Source organism: Streptosporangium sp. NPDC003464, assembly GCF_053588315.1.
On sequence record NZ_JBSFPS010000449.1, the window covers coordinates 1 to 4,301 of the forward strand.

Sequence of the window (4,301 nt, forward strand, 5' to 3'; positions counted from 1 at the left end):
CATCGGGGAGCGTTTCGCGGCCGAGCGGCCCCTCGACGGGCTGCGGATCGCCGCCTGCCTGCACGTGACCGCCGAGACCGCGGTGCTCATGGGCGCGCTGAAGGCGGGCGGGGCCGAGATCGCGCTGGCCGCCTCGAACCCGCTGTCCACGCAGGACGACGTCGCCGCCGCGCTGGGCGACTACGGCGTCGGCGTGCACGCGCGGGCCGGGGTCACCCGGGAGGTCTACTACCGCCACATCCACCAGGCGCTGGACATCCGTCCGGACATCGTCCTCGACGACGGCTGCGACCTGGTCAACATCCTGCACACCGAGCGGACCGAGCTGCTGGAGACGGTCACCGGGGGCTGCGAGGAGACCACGACCGGGATCATCCGGCTCCGGCAGATGGCGGCCGAGCAGGCGCTGAGGTTCCCGGTCGTGGCGGTCAACGACACCCGGACCAAGCGGATGTTCGACAACCGGTACGGCACCGGCCAGTCCACCATCGACGGCATCACGCGCGCCACCAACACCCTGCTGGCGGGCAAGACCGTGGTGGTCGCCGGGTTCGGCTACTGCGGCCGGGGCGTCGCCGAGCGGGCGAGGGGCCTGGGCGCCCGGGTGGTGGTCACCGAGATCGACCCGGTCAAGGCCCTGGACGCCTCGCTGCAGGGCTACGACGTGCAGCCGATGGCCCGCGCCGCCCGGACCGGAGACGTGTTCGTCACGGTCACCGGCAACCGCGACGTGATCAGGGGCGAGCACCTGACGGTGATGAAGGACGGCGCGATCCTGGCCAACGCCGGCCATTTCGACGTCGAGATCGACGTCCGGGCCCTGGACGAGCTGGCCCAGGCCGTGCATCACGGGGTCCGTCCGAACACCGACGAATACGTCCTCGCCGACGGCCGCAGGCTCCTGCTGCTCGCCGAGGGCCGGCTGGTGAACCTGACGGCCGCCGAGGGCCACCCGGCCGCCGTCATGGACATGTCCTTCTCCGCGCAGGCGCTCGCGGTCGCCTGGCTGGCCCGTGAGCGGGTACGGCTGGCGCCCGGCGTCTACGACGTGCCGCAGGAGGTCGACGTCGAGGTGGCGCGGCTCAAGCTGGCCGCCGCCGGGATCGAGGTGGACGCCCTGACCTCCGAGCAGGAGAAGTATCTCCACTCCTGGCGGCTCGGTTCCTAGCGTCACCCGGGGCGGGGCCGGCCGGCGGCTTGCCCGCACCCCTCACGGGGCCGGAGCGTCACCCGGGGCCCGGGACTGTTCCAGGGATCAGCCGTATGCCCGGCTCAGACCCCTTCACGGGGCCGGGGGAGGCTTGCCCGCACCCCTTCACGGGACCGGGCGTCACCCGGGGCCCGGGTTCAGCGCCCGGCCTGCATCTCCAGCATCCTGCGGATCTCCGCGTTCTGGGTGGCGGCGACATCGTTGGCCAGCTCCTCGACCTTGATGTGCGAGCCGTCGGTCAGCACCTGCTCGGACATCGTGATCGCCCCCTGGTGATGGGCGATCATCAGCGTGAGGAAGAGCCGGTCGAAGTCCTTGCCCGAGGCGTTCTTGAGGGCCTCCATCTGCTCGGGCGTGGCCATGCCCGGCATGCCGGTGTGGTCGGCGTGGTGACCGGGCGCCTGCAGACCCTGCTGCTGCAGCCAGGACGTCATGTATTGGATCTCCGGCCCCTGGGCGTCCTTGATGCGCGAGGCGAGGCCCTTGAGCTTGGCGGAGTCGGCCCGTGACGGGGCCAGGACCGCCATGTCGATCGCCTGCCGGTGGTGGGCGATCATGTCCTTCATGTATTTCACGTCCGCCGCGTTGGCGGTGGGCGAGGGCACGGCGGTGGCCGCCTCGCTCGGGCTGATCGTCCGGGCCGGCTCGCCGGGCCTGCCGGGCGCGATGACCGGCGCGGTCGACTGGGCGGAGGGCGGCGGCGGAGGGTCGGCGCTGCACGCGGTGAGGGACAGAGCGGCGGCGACCGCGACAACGAGCGCGACGCGCACCCGACCTCCCTTTCCAAGCTGCATGTGACGAGAGACCCTAATCTTCGCGGGCCAGGCGAGTAAAGACATCAGGTCGCAAAAACTTGCTGACACAGTGACACCTTGCCTGATCGACCGCTCAGGATGAACGATCTAGTCACTTATGTGCCCTTTATGGTGCATATGGCAAGGAGGTTTCCCAGTGTTCACCCCCCGCAGGAAGGGCCTGTCGGGCCGCTTCCTGGTAGTAGCCGGAGTCGCGGCGGCGATGGTGCTGTCCGCGGTGCCCGCCCAGGCGGCCGACATCCCGGCACCCGGTGAGATCGTCATGAGCCCGAACGTCGAGCATGTGACCAACATCCCCAAGCCGGCCACGCTCACTGACATCCACACCGACATGGCCTTCCAGGGCGACTACGCCTATGTCGGCAACTACAGCGGTTTCTCGATCTACGACGTCCGCAAGCCGAAGCGGACCTCCCTGGTCAGCTCGGTGGTCTGCCCCGGCGGGCAGATGGACATGGCCGTCTACGGGAACCTGCTCTTCGGCGCCGTCGACTCCTCCCGCAACAACGACTCCTGCAGCAGCACCTCGCAGAGCGCGTCGGTCAAGGAGTCGTGGGAGGGCATCCGGATCTTCGACATCAGTGACAAGAAGAATCCGAAGTACGTCAAGGCGGTGGAGACCAACTGTGGTTCCCACACCCTGACCCTCCTGCCGGGCAAGGGGCGCGACCGGGACAACGTCTACGTCTACATCTCCTCCTACAGCCCGTCGGCGAGTTTCCCCGACTGCCAGCCGCCGCACGACAAGATCTCGATCGTCAAGGTGCCGCTGCGCGACCCGGCGGCGGCGGCGGTCGTCGCCACCCCGAACCTGTTCCCCGACGGCGGCAACCCCGGTGAGCCGACCCAGCAGTACCCCTACCGCACGTCGGCGACCACCGGCTGCCACGACATCACGGTCTTCCCGGAGAAGAACATGGCCGCCGGCGCCTGCATGGGCGAGGGCATCCTGATGGACGTCTCCGACCCGGTGAACCCGAAGGTCACCGCGACCGCCCGGGACGACGAGAACTTCGCGTTCTGGCACTCGGCGACGTTCAACAACGCCGGTACCAAGGTCGTCTTCACCGACGAGCTCGGCGGCGGCAGCGCGGCCACCTGCAACGAGGCGATCGGCCCGAACCGCGGCGCCAACGCCTACTACGACATCGAGGACGGCCGGCTCGTCTTCAAGGGCTACTTCAAGATCTCGCGCCACCAGGCCGACAGCGAGAACTGCGTCGCGCACAACGGCTCGCTGATCCCGGTCAAGGGCAAGGACATCATGGTCCAGGCCTGGTACCAGGGCGGCATCTCGGTGGTGGACTTCACCGACTCCACCAACCCGCAGGAGATCGCCTTCTTCGAGCGCGGCCCCGACAGCACCGCCCCCGCGCTGAGCGGTGGATTCTGGTCCGCGTACTACTACAACGGCTACATCTACGGCAGCGACTTCAACCTGGGGCTCGACGTCCTCAAGATCAATGACCCGCGTACGAACAAGGCGAACGGCGTCAAGGTCGACATCCTGAACGCGCAGACCCAGGCTTCCTACCGGGAGTACGGCCACAGCGACCACGGCGACGACTGATCACCTCTGGGCGGTGGGGGCCGCGGTCCCCACCACCCGCACCGGGCTCGCCCGCGCCGGGCGGGCCCGGTGGCTGTTCACGGGTCCCGGTGACCCGCTATACGTAGAGTGAGGCGTCAAACCAGATCCTTATCCTTACAAGCTGACATCTGGTTTATTTGCCGGTTAAGAAGGACAATTTCGTCGGTTCTCTGCACTTTACGTCTCCCCACAATGGAGGTACCGGGTGCTCGCTCTCCGTGGAATCGGCCGGACGTCAGCCGTGGTGGCCACCGCCGCCGCGCTGCTGATGCCGGCGGTGTCCGCCCAGGCCGCCGACATCCCGCCGGTCGGCGAGGTCGTCACCAGCCCGAACGTGTCACATGTGGCCAACGTCCCCAAGCCCGCCGGGCTGGAGACCACCATCAACACCGACATCGCCTTCCAGGGCGACTACGCCTACGTCGGCAACTACGGTGGTTTCTCGATCTACGACATCAGCCGCCCGGAGCGGACCAGGGTCGTCAGCAGCGTCGTGTGTCCCGGCTCCCAGATGGACGTGTCGGTCTACGGCGACCTGCTCTTCACCGCCGTCGACAACTCCCGCAGCGACGACTCCTGCAACAGTGTCGCGCAGAGCGCGTCGGTCAAGGAGTCGTGGGAGGGCATCCGGATCTTCGACATCAGTGACAAGAAGAATCCGAAGTACGTCAAGGCGGTGGAGACC

General features: G+C 68.2%; 3 protein-coding genes and 1 pseudogene. 3 read left to right on the forward strand and 1 reads right to left on the reverse strand.

What is annotated here, in order from left to right:
* Positions 1-1,168: adenosylhomocysteinase (locus ACWDS7_RS46855; RefSeq protein ID WP_451934574.1), on the forward strand; the 1,168-nt coding region annotated here is incomplete at its 5' end.
* Between the two features lie 179 nt (positions 1,169-1,347).
* On the opposite strand, the gene ACWDS7_RS46860 is transcribed toward ACWDS7_RS46855, so the two are convergent.
* Complete coding sequence (locus tag ACWDS7_RS46860) at positions 1,348-1,980, reverse strand: DUF305 domain-containing protein (protein ID WP_451934575.1); 633 nt, start codon at positions 1,978-1,980, stop codon at positions 1,348-1,350.
* 181 nt (positions 1,981-2,161) lie between these two features.
* On the opposite strand from ACWDS7_RS46860, the gene ACWDS7_RS46865 reads away from it, so the two are divergent.
* Both ACWDS7_RS46865 and ACWDS7_RS46870 read left to right on the forward strand, forming a co-directional pair.
* Positions 2,162-3,595, forward strand: a complete 1,434-nt coding sequence (locus tag ACWDS7_RS46865) for an LVIVD repeat-containing protein (RefSeq protein ID WP_451934576.1) — start codon at positions 2,162-2,164, stop codon at positions 3,593-3,595.
* Between the two features lie 226 nt (positions 3,596-3,821).
* Positions 3,822-4,301 (forward strand): annotated as a pseudogene (locus ACWDS7_RS46870) (hypothetical protein); the annotation flags it as partial.